The following is a 17853-nucleotide window of genomic DNA, read 5'->3' on the forward strand; positions in this document are numbered from 1 at the left end:
GGGCGGAGAGGGACGGCGCGAGCGCGGCGCCGATGCCCGCCACCAGGACCTCGCGGCGGGAAGGGTGGGGAGGACGGGACGGGCGCATGGGGGAAGCGTAGCGGCCGGGCGCGCCGGACACCGGGCTTCGTGAAGGTGAAGACGGGCAGGTGACAGTTCTGGAAGGCCGCGGTGTTCCCTTCGCCGAATCCTTTTTCAGGAAGGTCCAGGCGATGAAGCGCAAGGTCGCGGTGTGTGTCGGGGTGATGGTCGCGGTGGCGGCGGGAGCGGCCGGAGCCGAGGAGCGCACGGAAGGGACCGCCGCTCCGGAGTCACACTTCGCTCCCGTGCAGGAGGCACCGGCTCCCACGGCCGTCGCGATTCCTGTCGCGGCGCTGTCCCCCGCGCCCCTCGTGGAGGCCGCGACAGGCGGTGAGCCCGCGGGGGCCACGGTGGCGCGGCAGCGTTCGGACACGGAGGAGATCCACGTCCCGGTGGTGCTGATGGCGCTGCCGCACGTGAGCACGGCGGGCACGGCCACGGAGCGGCTGGTGACCACGTTCGCGCTCGGTGCGCTCGCGACGCATGCGAAGCGGGTGGATGGCGCGGCCATGTCCCTGGGCGCGAACTGGGTGGGCGAGGATTTGTCCGGCGTGCAGCTCGCGCTGGGAGCCAATGTGGTGCGAGGCACCGCGTCCGGCGCGCAGTTCGCCACCGGAGGCAATATCGTCACGGGAGAACTGGACGGTATTCAGGCCGCGGTGGGCCTCAACGTGGTGAAGGGCGCGGCGGCGGCCGGCCAGTTCTCCGTGGGCGGCAACGTGGTGGGCGGCGAGCTGTCCGGCGGACAGTTCTCCGTGGGCGCCAACATCGCGGGCTCGGGTGGCGTGGGGGGCCAGTTCACGGTGGGCGCGAACATCGCGACCGCGCAGTTCAAGGGCGCGCAGTTCGCGGCGGGCGCGAACATTGCTTCGACGATGTCGGGTCTCCAGGCCTCCTCGGGCTTCAACTACGCGGGCCGGATGGACGGCGCGCAGTTGTCGCTGCTCAACGTGGGCGGGGACGTGTCCGGCGCGCAGGTGGGGTTGGTCAACGTCGCGGGCAAGGTGGACGGCCTCCAGCTGGGGTTGATCAACGTCGCGCGTGAGTCCCAGGGCGAGGCGCTGGGCCTGCTCAGCTTCATCGGCAACGGTCAGGCGAACCTGCAGCTGTGGGCCAGTGACCTCGCGTACACCAACGTCGCGGTGAAGTTCGGCGGACGGCACTTCCACACGCTGCTGACGCTGGGCTTCAACCCGGGCACGGACACGCACCGCCGCCGTTACGTGGGAGGCATGGGCTTTGGCGCGCACATCCCCGCGGGGCCATTGTTCTTCGACCTGGATGTCATTGGCAGCGGCGTCCACACGGACAACCTCTTTCGCGATGGCGACGGCCTGAACGTACTGGGACAGTTGCGGCTGGTGGCGGGTTGGCAGGTGGCGAAGCGTTTCGCGCTCATCGGTGGCGTCACCGGCAACACGCTCGTGACCTGGGACAACGGGGACCGTTGGGAGGAGCTGGGCATCGGGCCCGAGTGGCGCAGCGTCTCCGATGGGGGACGCACCACCGTGCGCGTGTGGCCGGGCGTCCTGCTGGGCGTGCAGATCTGACGCGGCATTCGATTCGAAGTCCGGGAGGGGAACATGTGGAAGCGTTTGGGAGTGGCCGCGCTCGCGGCGGGACTGCTGTCCGGCTGCTACTTCACCGACGAGATGCAGGGCGACGGCAACACCGTCACGGAGTCGCGCGTGGCGACCGAGTTCTCCACCGTGGAGAACCGGGGCTCGATGGAGGTGGTGATTCGCGAAGGTGAGGTGCCGGACGTGAAGGTCACGCTGGATGAGAACCTCCAGCACCGCGTGCGCACCTTCGTGTCGCCCGGCAACACGCTGGTCATCGAGACGGATGGCTCGTTCGCGCCCCGGGGTCCGGCGCGCGTGGAGATCCTGGTGCCGCGCATGGTGGGCGCGACGCAGGACGGCTCCGGCATCCTGCGCGTGGAAGGCTTCGAGCGGGTGAAGGAGGACGTGAAGCTGGTGGCGAAGGGCTCCGGCTCCCTGCGCTTCTGCGGCGGGGTGCGCACGCTGGATGCGAAGCTCAGTGGCTCCGGAAACATGGAGCTGTGCGCGGCCGGCGAAGGCATGGCCGAGTGGGTGGACCTGTCGCAGTCCGGCTCCGGCGACTTGAAGTTCGAGGGGGCGGCGAAGCATGTGCGCGCCCGGGTGGACGGCTCCGGCTTCACGACGCTCAAGGGCGTCACCAACCGGCTCGACGCCTGGCTGGATGGCAGCGGTGGTATCGGAGCCTCGGGCCTCCGGGCCGTGGACGTGAACATCACGTCGCAGGGCTCCGGCACCGTCGCCGCGTACGTGGACGGGGGCGGGGCGGTCGTCGTGCTCGACTCGTCTGGGAACGTGGACCTGTATGGCCATGCCCAGTCGACCCAGCTCCGGGTCAACGGCAGCGGCCGGGTCATCTGGCACTGACTAGCTTGTCCTCGACACCCGTGAAGTGCGCGGGTGGAGAGGCAGGCGGGCCATGGCAGGGACCATGCGGGCGATGGTGCTCCACGCACCTGGACAGCGCCTGCGGCAGGAGGAGCGGCCCATTCCGGAGCCCGGGCCGGAGCAGGTGTTGTTGAAGGTGCACGCCTGCGCGGTGTGCCGCACGGACCTGCACGTGGTGGATGGAGAGCTGACGCGCCCGAAGCTGCCGCTGGTACCGGGCCACGAAATCGTGGCCACGGTGGTGGAGACGGGCGCGCGGGTGGAAGGCTTCGCCCCCGGGCGGCGAGTGGGCGTGCCGTGGTTGGGGTGGAGCTGCGGGCAGTGCCGCTTCTGCCGCTCCGGCCGGGAGAACCTCTGCGACACGGCGCGCTTCACCGGCTACGACATCGACGGGGGCTTCGCGGAGTACACCGTCGCGGATGCGCGCTTCTGCTTCCCGCTGCCGCCGTCGTACCGCGACGTGGAGGCCGCGCCGCTGATGTGCGCGGGGCTCATCGGCTACCGCAGCCTGCGCATGGCGGGAGAGGGCCCCCGGCTGGGGCTGTATGGCTTTGGCGCCGCCGCGCACATCCTCATCCAGGTGGCGCGGCACCAGGGGCGCCGCGTGCATGCCTTCACTCGCGAGGGTGACGCCAGGGGCCAGGCCTTCGCGCGGGAACTGGGCGCGGTGTGGGCGGGGAGCTCGAACACGCCGCCGCCGGAGCCGCTGGACGCGGCCATCCTCTTCGCTCCCGTGGGCGCGCTGGTGCCCGCCGCGCTGAAGGCCGTGGACAAGGGCGGCGTGGTGGTGTGCGGCGGCATCCACATGAGTGACATCCCGTCCTTCCCCTATTCGGTGTTGTGGGAGGAGCGCGGGGTGCGCTCGGTGGCGAACCTCACGCGTCAGGACGCGATGGACTTCCTGGCGTTGGCGCCGCGAGTGCCCGTGCGCACGGAGGTCCAGGTGTTTCCCCTGTCCGCCGCGAACGAGGCGCTCCAGGCCTTGCGCGAAGGCCGCGTGCGAGGGGCCGCGGTCCTGGACATGACGGTGGCGGAGTAGGGCCGCATTGGAGCGAGTGCCCGCGCGCCTGGCTGCCCGGATGCTTGGAGTCAGGGGGAATGCACAGCTTTGGCGGCATGGAGGCTGTGCACCCCATGAAAGCGCTTCAGGAGACGGGACCGTTCGCTGGCTACGACTCGGATCACCACCCGCTGGGCTCGTACGCGGCGCTCATCGGGACGTTCAGCACGTCGCTGGTCGGCTTCCTGGGCTGGATGAACGCCTCCGGGCGTCGGTTGCCGGAGCGCCTGGGGTGGAAGGACCTGGCGCTGTTCGGCGTCGCGACGCACGCGGTGACGCGGTTGGTGGCACTGGACCGGGTCTTCAGCGTGTTCCGAGCACCGTTCACGCGCTACGAGTCCGACAGCACCGCGGGCGAGGTGGTGGAGACCGCGCGTGGTGAGGGCCCACGGCGCGCGCTGGGCGAGCTGCTGGACTGCCCCTTCTGTCTGACGCCGTGGGTGGCCGCGGGCTTCATGGTGGCCTCGACGGTGCGCCCGCGTGAGACGCGCTTCGTGGCCTCCGTCTTCGCGCTCAGCGCGGCGTCCTTCTTCCTGCACCGGGCCTACGAACGGGTGGGCGAAGGGCTGCACCGCACCCGAGCGCAGGCGCGAATCCTGGAGAAGGAGCAGAAGAAGGACTCCGACGCGGGCGTACAGTTCCCCGGTCGTGGGCCGCAGGTCGTCGAGCCCGGCCGCGCACCCATCCCGTCTCCGAGCTGACCTCTTCACCGTGAGTCACTGCGCCTTGTTTCTGGCAATGGCTGGAGGGACCGCGTCGTAATCCAGGCATGCACCTCTTCCTCCTCGTGGGAGGCCTGCTGACGGCGGCCCCCTCCCCGTACCTGGACTCGCGGACCACCGGCGCCGCGTATTGCTACGACCCGGAGAGCCCCGTGCTGCACGAGGCCTTCCGCCGACCGAAGCCCACGCCCGACACGCGCGTGGACAGCGCCGCGCTGGCGGAGGACGTGCGCTTCCTGCATCAGATTCTTCGCACCACGTACTCAGGCTGGCCGGAGCTGCTCGCGCACCGCACCTTTGATCCGGATGCCTTCTTCCGGGATTGGAGCGCGAAGGTGGCCGCATCCGGGCCCACCGTGTCCTTCCAGGACGGCGTGCTTACGCCGACCATCGCCGTCCGCGAGGCGCTGACGGACAACCACTTCGGTCCGTCCGGCCTCCTGAGCATGCTGCGTGAGGAGCCACGGCTCGCCTTCCGCGAGTACCAGGCCGACGCACCTCCGGGACTCCAACTCACGTCCTGTGACGCGAACACCGTGGAGGGCGCGCAGGCGGACACACTGCGGGTGGCGCCGGTGCTGAAGCCGGATGGCTCCCGCGCACAGCGGCTCACCGTTTCCGCGCGAGGCGGAGGTGATGCACGGACGCTCCGCTGCGGCGACACGTCGCTGCCGCTCAAGGTCCGTCCGCCGCGTCCGGCCCGTGAGTTCGCGCCGAAGGACATCTACACATACGAGCCGAAGGGCGACGTGGGCATCATCACCCTCCGCCGCTTCTCAGGCCCGCCAGAAGCGGAGGCCGGGCTGCGCCAGTTCGTCGCGGACGCGCCGAAGCACCGCAAGCACAAGCTGCTGGTGTTCGACCTCCGAGGCAACAGCGGCGGCAACGACGGCTACGTCTATGAGTGGCTGGACACGATGGTGCGCGGGCCGTGGTTCTCCTCCGGCGAGGTGTGGATGCACGGCGCCTTCTTCCCGTGCTTCGAATGGAACTCGCGCGTGCAGCGGCAGGCGATGGATGGACGGCTGGACACGCCGGAAGCAAAGGCCGAACGTGAAGCCATCCGGCCGAAGTGGCCCGTGACGCCGGAGCCCTCGCGGCCCGTGTTCGACAGCGGCCGCGCGGAAGGCCATGCGAAGACGCCCTTCACCGGGCGCATCGTGGTGCTGGTGGACCGGGACTCCGCGTCCTCGGGAGAGAGCGGCGCCTACGCGCTGCACCGCGCCACGGGAGCGCCGCTGGTGGGCGAGAGGACCGGAGGTTTCCTCACCTACGGCAACGCGCCTGGCTTCGTGCTGCCGCGCACGGGTTTCGCGTGGGTGGTGCCCACCAAGCGCAATTATTTCGCCGACCCCGTGGAGGGCGTGGGACACGCCGTGCAGGTGTATCTGGACGCGGAGGCGCTGGGGCGGCCAGTAGCGGAGCTGCTGCCTCGCTTGCGCAAGCTGCCGTGAGTCAACGTGCCCCATGCACACGGGCGCGTGTCCCGTCATGCCCCGTCAAATGGGGGCCGTTATAGGCAGTTCCGTGGGCCCGGGACGTTGGCCGGGCTCATGCAATGCCTTGAATCCACACCGGCTCCAGAGCACGGAGCCCTACCCGAGGCGGACGATGAAGCGCGCACTGCGAATCACCTACCGGGGCATGGAAACGAGCGACACCCTCAACGAGCACATCCGCGACCAGGTGGACAAGCTGGAGCAGTTCCACGACGGCATCACCGGCTGCAACGTGGTGGTGGAGGAACCGCACCGCCACCACGCCCAGGGGCACCACTTCCACGTGCGCGTGGAGCTGCACGTGCCGGGCAAGGACATCGTCGCGGACCGGGAGCCTCTGGAGTTCACGGCCCACGCGGATGCCTACCAGGCCGTCACCGACGCGTTCGAAGCCGCGCGGCGCCAGCTTCAGCACCACGTGGACCGCCAGCACGCGCACCACCGCTAGTCATTGCAGGCTGACCGTGGTGCGCAGGAGCGCCAGGTACGACCAGTCGCGCGTGGGCATCTCCACGGGCGGCGTGTCGTAGTGGTTCACGTAGCCCGCGACGCCGAAGCCGAGGAATCGCGTGACCCACCAGTGGAACGCCAGCGCGCCGGCCGTGGTGCCTCCGGGCACCACATCCGGTGCGCCCCGTCCCAGCCACAGCCGCTCCACGCGCGCGGCCAGCTCCAGTGAGCCGGACGGGATGCCCTCCGAGCCCACGCCCGCGAGCGGCTCGGGCCACCGCGCCCCCTTGCGCGGCATGCCCCGAATCACCCAGGACGCCTCCACGCCCAGGCCCTGGCTGCTCATCGTGGGCAGGGATTCGCGCGGCGTGGCCGGGTTGCCGTCCGTGTCGCGCGAGCGGTGCTCCCACGCGGCGGCTGCCTGCACGTCCACGCGCACCGGCCCCGCGTCCAGCCGCCCGTGAGCCTCCGTCACGGTGCGGTAGCCGGACACCGGAGGCGGCCGGTAGAAGAGGAAGTTCTGCGCCCCTCGCCCGCCGATGCCGGGCCGGTCGAAGGCGTCCTCCACGTGCGCGCCCGCGCCCACGCGGACTCCGCCATGGCGCACGTCCAGGCGCACGTCCACGGAGGGCTGGGCGTTGTCGTTTCCCAGCGGGCTGCCAGAGCCGTTGCCCAGCCGCAGCCAGCCTTCCAGGGGCAGCGACGCGGGCGTCCACTGCACCTCCGCGCCCAGGTCGCGGCGGGCCCAGAACGCCGCCGTCACCAGCGGCAGCTCCGGGATGGGGAGCGTCTCGATGCTCTGGTCTCGTCCGGCGGGGAACAGCGGCGTCTTCGCGTAGCCCACGGAGAAGCGCAGCCCGTCGATGACGAGGAAGTCCACGTACGCGTCCAGCAGCGCGGGCTTCTCTTGCGCCCACTCCGCCGTGCCCACGGCGACCAGCCAGGGCACGGGCTGGCCTCGCCCGCCCAGGCGCAGGCGCGCCAGGTTGAAGCCGTTGTGCCCTTCGATGTCGTCCGCGTGGACGCGGTAGTCCACCTCAGCCACGAAGGTGGGAGTGAAGCGCGGGTAGTTCTCCTCCTGCGCCAGGGCGGTTCCTGACGCGAGCAGGGCCAGCGTGAACAGGGGAGCGGACTTCATTCGAGCGGGATGATGCGCAGGGTGTGGTTCGTGCCGTCCGCCGGAGTGCCGTCATGGTCGGCGATGAAGAGGCGCTTGTTCTTCGCGTCGTAGGCCAGGCCGTGCGGTTGCTGGAAGCCGCCGGCCAGCACGCTCACCTCGCCAGACTGACGGATGCTCAGCACGGTGCCGTCGCGGCTGCCGGTGAGCAGCGTGTCGTTGGGGCCCACGGCCAGCAGGTCCGGGCTGTTCAGCGTGGCGAAGGCCACCAACTGCGACGGCGCGGACAGCGGCGAGCGGTACACCTTCCCGGCGATCTGATCGCTGATGTAGAGCGTGTCGTTCACCGCGAGCACGCCCACGGGCTTCACCAGGGCTCCGACGATTTCCTGCTCGGTGCCTTCCAGACCCAGTCGGGCAACGCTGCCCACGTTCACGTTGTTGTTGCGCACGAAGTAGCCGTCCAGCAGTTGCCCGTCATTGGTGACGGTGATGCCGATGCGGCGGCGCTCCGGAAGCAGGTTGGGAACGATGGCGGAGGTGCCGTCCGGCTTGACGTAGACGACATCGCCCGCGGTGCCGCCGCCGAAGCGCACCACCACCAGCGTGCCGTCCGAAAGCCGTGCGAGCGCGCCCAGGCCCGGACCATCCGCGGGAGCCGCGGGCAGATCCGCGACCTTCGAGATGCCCTCGCCGTCGCGGTAGCGCAGCACGCGGTTGTTCTCGTCGTCGGCCATGAAGAGGGTCGCGCTCTCCGCGTCCCACCAGAGTCCGTTGGGGTCGCCGTCCACGGCGATGGTCTTGGGACCCCGCTCGATGACGGGATTCTCCGTGGGGTCGTTCACCTCGGGGGACGACGAGCAACCCACGGCGGCCAGCGTCATACCCAGCAGGGCAGGGAAGAGGATTCGCATGGAACGTCCTCCTATCGCAGGAGGGAGGGCCGGGGAACACGGACGCTGGACACTGACCCTGCCCTGGGGGGCACGACGCCGCAGGGGCGTTGGAGCGTGCGGATGTCCGGCGTTGATCGGATGGGCGCGGGAGCGTGTCTGACGTTGGACGTCCCGAGGGAAGGGCGGTTGGCGCGATGAGGCGTCTGGGATTGGCTCCGCGCGCTTTCCATCCGCGAGGGAGCCGCCCATGTCGCTCGACCACTACGTCACCCTGGGCCGCTCCGGCCTGCGCGTCAGTCCCTTCTGCCTGGGCGCGATGACGTTCGGCGAGGACCTGGGCTGGGGCAGCAGCGTGGAGACGTCCAACGCCATCCTGGACCGCTTCATCGAGCGGGGCGGGAACTTCATCGACACGGCGAACGTGTACACGTTCGGGCACGCGGAGAAGATCATCGGGGACCACATCGGGAAGCACCCCGCGAAGCGCGACCGGGTGGTCATCGCCACGAAGTTCTTCGGCAACCTCTTCGAGAGGGATCCGAACGGCGGCGGCGCGGGCCGCAAGTCGGTGATGGCGGCGGGTGATGAATCGCTGCGCCGACTTCAGACGGACTACATCGACCTGTACTGGATGCACGCCTGGGACGCGAACACGCCCATCGAGGAGACGATGCGGGCGCTGGACGACCTGGTGCGCTCCGGCAAGGTCCGCTACGTGGGCTTCTCCGACACGCCCGCGTGGAAGGTGGCGCAGGCGCAGGTGACGGCCTTCTTCCGGGGCTGGGCGCCGCTGGTGGCGTTGCAGATCGAGTACTCGCTGCTGGAGCGCACGGTGGAGGGCGAGCTCATCCCGATGGCGAGGGAGCTGGGGCTCGGCGTGACGCCGTGGTCGCCGCTGCGCAGCGGGGTGCTGAGCGGCAAGTACACGCGGGAGAACGCGGGCAAGCAGAAGGCGGACCGGGGCGCGTGGGCGGAGGCGTCGCTCAACGAGAAGACCTACAGGCTCATCGATGTGCTCCAGCGCGTGGCGAAGGAGCAGAACACCTCGGTGGCGCGAGTGTCGCTGGCCTGGGTGCAAGGCCGGCCGGGCGTGGCGTCCACCATCCTGGGTGCGCGCACGCTGGAGCAGTTGGACACCAATCTGGGTGCGCTGGACGTGAAGCTCACGCCGGAGCAGGTGAAGGCGCTGGATGACGAATCCCAGCCCACGCTCAACTTCCCGGCGGTCTTCCTCCAGGGAGCACCGTCCTTCATGCACGCGGGCCTGCGCGTGAACGGAGTCCAGGCCCCGCCCAGCAACCTGACGCCCAAGCCGGGTGCCCCTCGGTACTGAGGTGGCACGCCGGGCCGGGAAGCGCCGTGTCGGGACGTTCTGTATGATACGTACAGAACGTACGTTTCCTGGGGAACGGCCATGATGGAAGTCAGCATCACCGAAGCGCGCGACGACCTGGCGGAGCTGCTCAACCGGGCGGCCTACGGGAAGGAGCGGCTCGTCCTGACCCGGCACGGCAAGAAGCTGGTCGCGGTGATTCCCTTCGAGGACCTCCAGGCACTGGAAGCGCTGGAGGACCGGCGTGACATCCAGAAGGCGGACGCCGCGCGCCGGGAGTCCGAGGGCCAGCCGCGCGTCGCGTGGAAGCAGGTGAAGGCGGAGCTGGGGCTCACGAAGAAGGCGAAGAAGACGGCTAGCGGTAGATCTCCCGCCGGTGGCCCAGCTCGACGATCAACACCACGAGCCGGCCGTCCTCGACCTGGTAGATGACGCGGTAGTCGCCAATGCGGATCCGCAGGTAGTCACTGCCCTTGAGCTTCTCCGCGCCCACGGGCCGGGGCTCCGTGGAGAGGGCGTCGATTTGCTTCTCGATGCGGCGCTGATGGACCGGATCCACCGCCGCGAGCTGCTTCACGGCGGTCTGGAGGAACTCGACCGTATAGGTGGCGGGGGGCTTTTTCTCATGCGGGGCCGGTGGGCCCAGTAGCTCTACACCCCACTGCCTACTTTCCCCGGGCCACTAAACGGCCATGGACGGAAGCCGGGTGTGTCTGTGGAAAGCCGATCCCTGTCGGCACACCGGCGCACAGTGTGGAGTGCGGGGCCGTACGTTTCGGGCCTCGCGCGGGGACAAATGACCGCTGGAGCGTTCACGGCTGGACGCTCGCGGTGGCGCGAACGGGGGGCGTTCCTAACATCGGCCCCCTGGCAGTGAGTCGGTGGTCGGGCGGTCTGGCGCTGTATGGGCGGCGGGGAGGGTGGCGTGAGCGAGCTACTGACGGGTGATGTGTCTTCGCGGGCGCAGGTGGGCGGTTCCGACTTCTCCCGCGACCCCGAGACCTTCGAAGCAGAGCTGGATGCGTACCTGGATCGCGCGCTCTCCTCCGAGACCTCCGAAGAAGAGGACATCGTGCCGGAGTCCTTCGCGACCGGCCCTCTGCGCACGCTGCTCGACCTGGCCTCCACGGAGGAGACCTGGCTCCAGTCGCTGCCGCCGCCGTCCAACGACAACGTGGAGCCCCAGCTCACGCTGTCCGCCGAGGCCGCGAACTTCGTCATCCCGGAGTGGCTGCGCGCGGATGAGTCCCCGTCCAGCACCTCCCAGGAGAACTCCTGTGGCGCCGTGACGTCGTGGGACGCCACGCCGCCGTCGCCCGTCTGGGCCACGCCCGGTTCTCCGGCCGAGGCCTACGCGCCGCAGCCGTGGATGCCGTACGCCCCCGTGGCGCCGGAGCCGCCGCCCGCCATCGCTGATGCGTCCACGCGCATCCTCGGCATGAGCCCCATGTCCTTCGTGAGCGCCATAGCGATGGGAGCGCTCGCCGCGGGCCTCCTCGTCGTCGCGGGCCTGCGCCTCACGTCGAAGGATGAGACGCAGCCCGCGCCGCAATCACAGGTCCTGAACAGCCCCCCCGTGGCAGCGTCGGGCTCCGCGACGACTCAGCCGGGCGCCGTCGCCGCGCGGATCGGCGCTCCGGGCACCCAGGGCTTCGCGACGACCCAGCCGGGCACGCAGGGCTTCTACGGTGTTCCCGGCACCCAGCTGGCCGCGCCGGACTTCTCGCAGTCCATCGCCGGAGGCGTGAACACGCCCGCGCTGACGGACGCGCAGCGCGCCGCGCAGGCCCTCACTCCGAACACGACCGTCCTCGCGGGCCCCGCGAGCGCGGGCCTGACCACCGGCCTGCACACGCTGGCTCCGGATCCCACGCCGTCCACGCAGCCCGCTCCGGTGACGCAGAAGAAGGCCCCCGTGGCCCAGCGCGCGGCCACGCTCGAAGCGCCCGAGGACACCGGCGAGGTCCGTGAGATGTCCTTCGGTGGCGAAATCTCCGAGGAGGAAATGGCCCGGGCCCGTCAGGCCGCCGCCGAAGCCGAGGCGGAGGAAGCCGCGCAGCCCGGATCCGAAATCGACGAGGACTTCGCCCGCGAGCTCGGCTTCACCGACGAAGCGGAGGCCTCCGCCCCGAAGCAGGCCCAGGAGAAGACCGTCTACATCCCGCCGGCCCCGACCTCCGAGCGCGAGCAGCTCGTGCCCTCGGACATCACCAACGTGGTCGTCACGAACCAGCCCGCCATCGCCACCTGCGTCCAGAACTTCAAGGCCGGCACCGCCCTGGAGAACGGCGGCCGCTTCCAGATGCGCTGGTCCGTGGACACCGCTGGCACCGTCTCCGGCGTGGCCATGGAGACCGACGCCCTCAAGGGCTCCCCGCTCGCCGGTTGCATCGAGGACCAGGTGCGCGGCTGGAAGTTCCCCGTGCACCGCGTCGCCATGAACACCCCGGTGCACTACCCCTTCGTCTTCTAGCTGGACAGTCGAAACATTCATGGATATGTATATTCACGTCCATGAATGTTGACGTCTTCCAAACCCTGGCCGACCCCACGCGCCGCCGCATCGTCGAGGCGCTGAAGGGCGGCGAGCTTGCGGTGAACGACCTGGTGGAGCGGGTAGACATCCAGCAGTCGGGTGTCTCCCGTCATCTGGGGATCCTCCAGGAGGCGGGCTTCGTCCAGGTCCGCCCCGAGGGCACGAAGCGGCTGTACTCGCTTCGCCCGGAGCCCTTTCAGGAGCTCGATGCCTGGGTCACCGGGTATCGCAGCCTCTGGGAGGCCCGCCTCGACCGGTTCGGCCAGGCGCTCGAGCGAAGACGCAAGGCACGCACGGACGCCCCCAAATCCGAGGAAGAACCCCCATGACGACCCAGACCGAAACCGAGAAGCGCAGCACCGTCACCTTCGACCGCAGCTACACGGCAACGCTCGACGAGGTCTGGGAGCTGTGGACGACGAAGGACGGCTTCGAGTCCTGGTGGGGCCCCGAGGGCTTCTCCGTGAAGGTGCACGAGCTGGACGCGCGCCCCGAAGGCTTGCTGCGCTACGACATGATCGCCACCGCGCCGGAACAGGTCGCCTTCATGAAGCAGGCGGGCATGCCCCTCTCCAGCCCCAGCAGCCTCACGTACACGGAGCTGACGCCGAAGACGCGGCTCGCGTACCGGCACGCGGTGGACTTCATCCCCGGCGTCGCGCCGTACACCGTCTCCACGGTGGTGGAGTTCGAGGCGAAGGGCGACACCGTGCGGATGGTCGTCACGTCCGACGCCATGCACAGCAAGGAGTGGACGGAGCGGGCCTCCATGGGCATGGAGAGCCAGCTCAACAAGCTCACCAGGCGGTTCCAGCGCTAGATTGAGGCATGGCCGCGCGGGAGGACCCAGACCCCATCGAATTGCACCTGTGTCACCGTTGCCTGATGAGGCTGCCGGTGGACGCGGGCGGGGTGGACCTGCCGCGCCGGGTGCGTGAAGCCCTCAAGGCCCACGGCCTGGCGTCCAAGACGCAGCTCATCCCCGCGTCCTGCCTGGGTCACTGCCCCACGGGGAAGGTCACGGTGCTCGTGGTCCCCGACTCAACGGCGCGGGGTACGCACGCGAAGCTCATCGACCCGAAGGAGGACGGCGAGGACCTCGCGAAGCACCTGTCTGCCCGGCTCCCGAAGAAAGCCGGGCCGCCTTGAGCAGGGCTTCCATCATGGGCACGCAGCTCGCGGTCCCCGTGCCGGCAATCGCATAGGCGGTGCCGTGGTCCGGCGACGTGCGAGGCACCGGCAGGCCCAGCGTCACGTTCACCGTGCGCTCGAAGTCCAGCGCCTTGGCCGGGATGAGACCCTGGTCGTGGTACATGGCCAGCACCACGTCGTACTTCGCGCCCACCTCGTCAGGTCGCGCGAACAGGCCATCCGCGGGGATGGGCCCGTGCGCATCCACCCGCTTCGCCCGAGCAAGGCGGATGGCGGGACCAATCACCTCCACCTCCTCGCGCCCCAACATCCCGCCCTCGCCCGCATGCGGGTTGAGGCCCAGCACGGCGATGCGCGGCTTGCGCCCCACCACCGGCTGCAGGCTGCGCGACAGCAACTGGAGCTGCGCCACCAGCTTCTCCACCGTGAGCAGCTTCGGCAGCGCGGAGATGGGGACGTGGTTCGTCGCCAGCGCGATGCGCACGCGAGGCCCGTCCATCATCATCAACACGTCCACGCCGAACGCGTCCGCCAGCACCTCCGTGTGGCCCATGAACGGAATGCCCGCGCGCGAAATCTCCTCTTTCGACACGGGCGCGGTGCACAGCGCGTCCACCGTCCCGGCGCGCATCGCGTCGATGGCGGCCCGCACGTACGCGTACTGCGCCTTGCCGCCTTCGCGCGTGGGCTTGCCCGGCACGCGGTGCTTCGCGGGAAGGTGCGTCACCTCCACCACCGCCGGCCCCTCCATGCGGCCCAGCTCCTCCAGGGCCACGCGAGGGAAGCGGCGGAAGAGGGGAAAGCCATCCAGCGTGGGCCCGTCCCCGAACACGACCGGCACCAGCGCGCGGCGCACCGCGGGCTTCGCCAGCGCCAGGGCCGTCACCTCTGGCCCGATGCCCGACACGTCCCCCAGCGAGATGCCCACGCGGGGGCGCGCGTCCGTCGTGGTCACCGGGCGCGGGCTCACATCTTCACTTCAACGTTGGCCTTCGAGCGCAGCTCCTGGACGTACTGGTCCAGGAACTTCTCCGTCTTCTCGTTGAGGAGCTTGGACTCCAGCTTGGGCTTCATCTCCTCGAAGGAGGCCACGGCGATGTTGCGGCGCTCCTCCACCTTCAGGATGTGCCAGCCGAAGTTGGTGCGGATGGGCTCGCTGACTTCACCCTCCTTGAGGTTGAAGGCGGCCTTCTCGAAGGCGGGCACCATCACGCCGCGCTTGAAGTAGCCCAGGTCGCCACCGTCCGACGCGCTGGGGCCCTCGCTGCGGGCGCGCGCCAGGGCGGAGAAGTCCATGCCCGGCCGGCGGGCCTCCTGCGCGATGCCCTCCGCCTTCTGCTTCGCGGCGGCCACCTGCTCCGGCGTGGCCTTGGCGTCCACCTGCACCAGGATGTGGCGGGCGTGCACCTCCACGTCCTCGGTCTCCAGGCGCGTGTACTGCGTGTACGCGGCCTTCAGGTCCTCCTCGGTGACCTTCACCTTGGGGCCCACCTTCATGCGCAGCAGCTTGTCGCGCACCACGCGCTTGCGGAGCATGTCCTTGTAGCCGGCGAGCGTGAAGCCCTCGTTCTTGAGCAGCTGCTCGAACTGGCTCATGTCGCTGACGTTGTTCTGCTTGAGCACGTCCTGCACCAGCTCATCCACCTCCGCCTCGGTGGTGGTGATGCCCAGCTGCTGGACCTCCGACTCCATCAGCTTCTCGCCGATGAGCGTGTCCAGCGCGGTCTTCATCAGCTGCGCGCGGGCCTCGGCGCGCTTGTGCGGGTCGATTTCGGAGTTCACGCGCTGGAGCTCCGGCGCGGCGCGCTGCTGCACCTCCGACAGCGGGATGACGTCGCGGTTCACCACCGCCGCCACCTTGTCCACCAGCTCCGCGCGGGCGGACGTCGCCCCCGTGAAGAGCATCACCGCCGCCAGGAACGCCACCAGGTTCTTCATCGCAACGACCCTCTTGAGACAAACGCCGGGAGCCCAACAGGCCCGCTCCCGGAAAAGTCCTTCACTTCGCCGCCTGCGGCGCCGGCCGCCCGCGGATGGTCTGCAGCGTGGCCTCGTTCACCACCACCTGGGCCTTGTCGCGCAGCTCCTTCTCGAAGGCCTCCTGCGCCGCCGCCCGCTTGGCCTCCAAGAGGCGCCCCTCCACCTTCCCGCGCACCTCCACCAGCTCCCGCTTCCTCGCCGACCTGCGCTCCAGCACCTTGAACAGGTGGTAGCCGTACTCCGTGGACACCACGTCCGAAACCTGCCCCACCCCCAGCTTGAATACCACCTCGTCGAAGGCCGGAGGCATCTGTCCCCGGGGGAAGAAGCCCAGGTCGCCCCCCACCTTGGCGTCCGCGCTGAGCGAATAGCGCCGGGCGAGGTCGGAGAACTTCTTGCCCGCCTTGAGCTGCACCTGGAGCCTGCGCGCCTCGTCCAGCCCCTTCACCACCATCTGCGCGGCGTGGACCTCCTCCGGCTCCTGGAAGTCCGCCTCGTGCGCCGCGTAGTACGCGCGCAGCTCCTCCTCCGTCACCGCCACGCGCGAATAGACGTGGTTGGTGAAGAGCTTCTCGATGGTGAGCCGGCTCGCCTCGCGCGCGCGCAGCTCCGCCATGGACAGCTGCCCCTGGGCGAGCACTTCGTTGAAGTTGCCCGCCGGGTAGTCGCCGGACAGCCGCAGCACGCCGCGGTCCACCTCTTCGGGCGTCACGGCGATGTTGTTCTGCTTCGCGGCCTGGAGCAGCAGCATCCGCTTCACGAGCGTGTCCACGAGCGCCCGCTTGAAGGGCTCCACCTCCTCGGGCGTGGGCTCCGGCCCCTCCGTGGTGGCCAGCTCCCGCCCCAGCTCCTGTTCGAAGTCCGTCCGGCTGAGCGACTCGCCGTTCACGGTGGCCACCACCGTGGGGTCCGGACCCTCCTGGGCCTGCGGTCGGCAGCCCGTCAGCCCCAGGACTCCGAGGGCCGCTCCAAGGGCAACGACAGCGGACCACGACAGCAAGGAGGCGCGGAAGGAAGCGGGACGCATGCGCTGAGGCCTCGGGGGAGGGGACAGGGGACCTTCCACGGTGGTGCCAGGCCGCGGGGCTTTCAAGCGGGACGTCACGGCCGGGATGGGAAGCGAACGGATGGGCCCATGGGACGGCCTCCCGGGTAGCACGCCGGGCGGGCCCGGACAACCGGCCCTCCCGGAGGGCTTTTCCTCTAGAGCGGGGTGGCGTTGGAGGACAGGAAGGCCTCCACCTGGGGAAAGATTTCGTCCGGCGCCTTGCGGCCCAGAATCAGGTCCGCGTGGCCGTAGTCCGCCTCGAAGCCGTGGCCGCGGCCGGCGACCAGCATCTTCACGGGGCCGCCCAGGTGCTCCTTCGCCCGGGCCACCGCCAGCGGCGGCGCGAGCAGGTCCCGGCTGCCGGCGATGAGCAGGAAGGGAATCTTCACCCCGGCGAGCGGCTCGCGGTAGTCGAAGCTGCCGTCAAACGACGTGAACTGGCTGGTGGTGATCCACCGGGCGAATTGCCGTCCCACGCCACCGGCCACGTCCGCCGGCACGTTGGCCAACGCCCAGCGCACCACCTGCGGATCCATGTTGTCCGCCAGCATCATGTACCGGGTGAGCGGTCCCGGAGGCGCCCCGAAGAAGGCGATGCTGGTGACGCGCCGGGTGGGGATGACCTTGAGCTTGAGGACGGGTTCCACCCGCTGGACGAACGCTCGCAGGCCCGGCTGCACCGCGAAGGTGAAGGGCGCACCCAGGGACACGGCCGCCTTCACCGGTGCCTGGGGGTTCTTGGCCAGGTGGGCGTAGAGCATCAGGCCGCCCTTGGAGTGGCCCACCCAGAGCACTTGCTGGGCACCGGTGGACATCACGGTGCGCAAAGCTGTTCTCACGTCGTGCTCGGCCTGGTCGTCGAAGTTCCAGTCCGCGCAGGCCCCGGCGAGGCCCCGGCCGCGCAGCTCGATGACCCAGGTCTCGAACCCCGCCCGCGCCAGGTAGCGCGCCAGGCTGTACTGCTCGTTGAAGTCCATGTGGAAGCGGTTGGCTCCCAGCCCGTGGCACAGCAGGACGGGCTCCGCGAACCGGCGCTCCCCTCGAGGGTGGTAGCGCCCCAGCGCGATGGCCGCTCCGTCATCCGTGGGCACCCGGTACAGCTCGTCCGGCTTGAACGTGAGGGTCAGCAACCCCTCCTTGCTCCGCTCCACCGCCTTGGTGAAGAGGTCCGCCATCCGGCTCAACCGGGGTGCTGATGCCTGTCGTGATGTCACCCCTTCAGTCTACGCCCGTCGCCCGGCCGTTGCCGGTGTGTCGCACGCGGACTTTGGAGGACCGGCAGGACAGTTGCAGGGGATGTGAGTCCATCGCGGGGAGGTCGTGGAAATGGGGCAGGGCCGGGGTTTCAGGGAAGTGTTGTCGTCCTTCATCGCCACAGTTTTTCCCACAGACACACTGCTGGGGGCCTTGAAGGTGATGGAGCGCCACCGACAACTGCCCGCTCGTGGCCAACCCGGACCAGAAGGACACGGCCGGCGACGGCGTGGGCGATGCGTGCGACGCGTGCCCGGTGGCCAACCCCGCCGGCGCCG

At 69.8% G+C, this 17853-nt stretch carries 19 protein-coding genes; 12 read left to right on the forward strand and 7 right to left on the reverse strand.

Going from position 1 to position 17853, the window contains the following annotated elements:
* Nucleotides 1-212 precede the first annotated feature (212 nt).
* The 6 genes from D7V77_RS29780 to D7V77_RS29805 all read left to right on the forward strand — a co-directional run bounded on the left by D7V77_RS29780 (nucleotide 213) and on the right by D7V77_RS29805 (nucleotide 6257).
* Complete coding sequence (locus D7V77_RS29780) at nucleotides 213-1631, forward strand: hypothetical protein (RefSeq protein ID WP_120579682.1); 1419 nt, start codon at nucleotides 213-215, stop codon at nucleotides 1629-1631.
* Between the two features lie 33 nt (nucleotides 1632-1664).
* Nucleotides 1665-2507, forward strand: coding sequence for a DUF2807 domain-containing protein (locus tag D7V77_RS29785; RefSeq protein ID WP_120579683.1), 843 nt, complete (start codon nucleotides 1665-1667; stop codon nucleotides 2505-2507).
* 52 nt (nucleotides 2508-2559) lie between these two features.
* Nucleotides 2560-3567: a zinc-dependent alcohol dehydrogenase family protein gene (locus tag D7V77_RS29790; protein ID WP_120579684.1), complete on the forward strand. Its 1008-nt coding sequence runs from the start codon at nucleotides 2560-2562 to the stop codon at nucleotides 3565-3567.
* 95 nt (nucleotides 3568-3662) lie between these two features.
* A complete protein-coding gene (locus D7V77_RS29795) occupies nucleotides 3663-4289 on the forward strand; it encodes a DUF1360 domain-containing protein (protein WP_120579697.1) in 627 nt (208 codons plus the stop codon).
* A gap of 68 nt (nucleotides 4290-4357) precedes the next feature.
* The gene (locus tag D7V77_RS29800; protein WP_120579685.1) at nucleotides 4358-5764 is read left to right on the forward strand and encodes a S41 family peptidase; all 1407 of its coding nucleotides are present in this window, start codon (nucleotides 4358-4360) and stop codon (nucleotides 5762-5764) included.
* 157 nt (nucleotides 5765-5921) lie between these two features.
* Complete coding sequence (locus D7V77_RS29805; RefSeq protein WP_120579686.1) at nucleotides 5922-6257, forward strand: HPF/RaiA family ribosome-associated protein; 336 nt, start codon at nucleotides 5922-5924, stop codon at nucleotides 6255-6257.
* Here D7V77_RS29805 and D7V77_RS29810 read toward each other — a convergent pair whose 3' ends face one another.
* Both D7V77_RS29810 and D7V77_RS29815 read right to left on the reverse strand, forming a co-directional pair.
* Nucleotides 6258-7397, reverse strand: a complete 1140-nt coding sequence (locus tag D7V77_RS29810; protein WP_233597329.1) for an OprO/OprP family phosphate-selective porin — start codon at nucleotides 7395-7397, stop codon at nucleotides 6258-6260.
* The gene (locus D7V77_RS29815; protein ID WP_120579687.1) at nucleotides 7394-8290 is read right to left on the reverse strand and encodes a hypothetical protein; all 897 of its coding nucleotides are present in this window, start codon (nucleotides 8288-8290) and stop codon (nucleotides 7394-7396) included. Before D7V77_RS29815 ends, D7V77_RS29810 begins: the two co-directional genes overlap by 4 nt.
* Nucleotides 8291-8519: 229 nt before the next feature.
* Between D7V77_RS29815 and D7V77_RS29820 the strand changes: the two genes are divergently transcribed.
* Both D7V77_RS29820 and D7V77_RS29825 read left to right on the forward strand, forming a co-directional pair.
* Nucleotides 8520-9605: an aldo/keto reductase gene (locus D7V77_RS29820; protein WP_120579688.1), complete on the forward strand. Its 1086-nt coding sequence runs from the start codon at nucleotides 8520-8522 to the stop codon at nucleotides 9603-9605.
* Nucleotides 9606-9686: 81 nt separating this feature from the next.
* Nucleotides 9687-10037 (forward strand): type II toxin-antitoxin system Phd/YefM family antitoxin, encoded by a 351-nt coding sequence (locus D7V77_RS29825; protein WP_014393285.1) that lies wholly within the window; start codon nucleotides 9687-9689, stop codon nucleotides 10035-10037.
* On the opposite strand, the gene D7V77_RS29830 is transcribed toward D7V77_RS29825, so the two are convergent.
* The gene (locus D7V77_RS29830; RefSeq protein ID WP_233597330.1) at nucleotides 9961-10182 is read right to left on the reverse strand and encodes a type II toxin-antitoxin system RelE/ParE family toxin; all 222 of its coding nucleotides are present in this window, start codon (nucleotides 10180-10182) and stop codon (nucleotides 9961-9963) included. The two genes, D7V77_RS29825 and D7V77_RS29830, sit on opposite strands and share 77 nt — an antisense overlap.
* A gap of 348 nt (nucleotides 10183-10530) precedes the next feature.
* Here D7V77_RS29830 and D7V77_RS29835 point away from each other — a divergent pair, with 348 nt between their 5' ends.
* The 4 genes from D7V77_RS29835 to D7V77_RS29850 are packed head-to-tail and all read left to right on the forward strand — an operon-like array spanning nucleotide 10531 to nucleotide 13290.
* Nucleotides 10531-12078 carry an AgmX/PglI C-terminal domain-containing protein gene (locus D7V77_RS29835; protein ID WP_147452203.1) on the forward strand — a complete coding sequence of 516 codons (1548 nt, stop codon included), beginning with the start codon at nucleotides 10531-10533 and terminating at the stop codon, nucleotides 12076-12078.
* Nucleotides 12079-12119: 41 nt separating this feature from the next.
* Nucleotides 12120-12470, forward strand: coding sequence for a helix-turn-helix transcriptional regulator (locus D7V77_RS29840; RefSeq protein WP_120579691.1), 351 nt, complete (start codon nucleotides 12120-12122; stop codon nucleotides 12468-12470).
* A complete protein-coding gene (locus D7V77_RS29845) occupies nucleotides 12467-12961 on the forward strand; it encodes an SRPBCC domain-containing protein (protein ID WP_120579692.1) in 495 nt (164 codons plus the stop codon). Before D7V77_RS29840 ends, D7V77_RS29845 begins: the two co-directional genes overlap by 4 nt.
* A gap of 8 nt (nucleotides 12962-12969) precedes the next feature.
* A complete protein-coding gene (locus D7V77_RS29850) occupies nucleotides 12970-13290 on the forward strand; it encodes a hypothetical protein (RefSeq protein WP_120579693.1) in 321 nt (106 codons plus the stop codon).
* On the opposite strand, the gene pdxA is transcribed toward D7V77_RS29850, so the two are convergent.
* The 4 genes from pdxA to D7V77_RS29870 form a co-directional block, all read right to left on the reverse strand.
* Nucleotides 13211-14263 carry a 4-hydroxythreonine-4-phosphate dehydrogenase PdxA gene (gene pdxA, locus D7V77_RS29855; RefSeq protein ID WP_233597331.1) on the reverse strand — a complete coding sequence of 351 codons (1053 nt, stop codon included), beginning with the start codon at nucleotides 14261-14263 and terminating at the stop codon, nucleotides 13211-13213. The genes D7V77_RS29850 and pdxA overlap by 80 nt on opposite strands.
* A complete protein-coding gene (locus tag D7V77_RS29860) occupies nucleotides 14260-15231 on the reverse strand; it encodes a peptidylprolyl isomerase (protein WP_120579694.1) in 972 nt (323 codons plus the stop codon). The genes pdxA and D7V77_RS29860 overlap by 4 nt, the downstream gene beginning before the upstream one ends.
* A 61-nt stretch (nucleotides 15232-15292) precedes the next feature.
* Entirely contained in the window at nucleotides 15293-16300 is a 1008-nt protein-coding gene (locus tag D7V77_RS29865) for a peptidyl-prolyl cis-trans isomerase (protein ID WP_120579695.1), read from the reverse strand.
* Nucleotides 16301-16476: 176 nt separating this feature from the next.
* Entirely contained in the window at nucleotides 16477-17496 is a 1020-nt protein-coding gene (locus D7V77_RS29870) for an alpha/beta fold hydrolase (RefSeq protein WP_120579696.1), read from the reverse strand.
* Nucleotides 17497-17853: the final 357 nt, after the last annotated feature.

This window comes from Corallococcus sp. CA041A, assembly GCF_003612075.1.
Taxonomy (GTDB): domain Bacteria; phylum Myxococcota; class Myxococcia; order Myxococcales; family Myxococcaceae; genus Corallococcus; species Corallococcus exiguus.